Origin of the sequence: Streptomyces sp. WM6386 (assembly GCF_000972385.1) — a bacterium.
Taxonomy (GTDB): Bacteria; Actinomycetota; Actinomycetes; order Streptomycetales; family Streptomycetaceae; genus Streptomyces.
The window spans coordinates 1-526 of sequence record NZ_JXTE01000426.1 but is presented as its reverse complement, the minus strand read 5'-3'; the positions used below and the strand labels follow the sequence as shown (position 1 = coordinate 526).

Here is a 526-nt window from a genome sequence, read left to right as displayed (position 1 = left end):
CCGGGCACGCCGCGGTCCAGCTGGAAGTGGAACCCGGTGTCCTTGACCGCGTAGGAGATCCAGTCCTCGGTGTGCGGGATGAGGTAGGAGGCGTTGCGCTCCAGCTCGATGCCGACACCGCCGTTGCCGCGGACGACCGCGGCCGCGACCGCGTCGCCGAACAGCCCGTCGGACAGCAGCGAGCCGATGTCGTCCGCGTCGGGCTGGTAGCACAGCGAGCACAGCTCGCAGGAGACGATCAGGACGTTGGAGCCGGGGTGGGCCAGGCAGAAGTCGTGGGCCCGGTTGACCGCCGCGCCGCCCGCCGCGCAGCCGAGCTGGGCGATGGGTATCTGGCGGGTGTCGGAGCGAAAGCCCATCCGGTTGATCAGCCAGGCGGTCAGCGACGGCATGCTGAAGCCGGTGCACGACACGTAGATGATGGCGTCGATGTCACGGGCCGCCACGTCGGCGTTGCGCAGGGCGTCCTCGATGACCGGCGGGGTCAGCTTCCTGGACTCGGCCTCGTAGATACGGTTGCGTTCGG

General features: G+C 69.6%; 1 pseudogene. It reads right to left on the bottom strand.

Annotated features, from left to right (window positions below):
- Positions 1–526, bottom strand: a pseudogene (locus TN53_RS42070) (type III polyketide synthase); the annotation flags it as partial.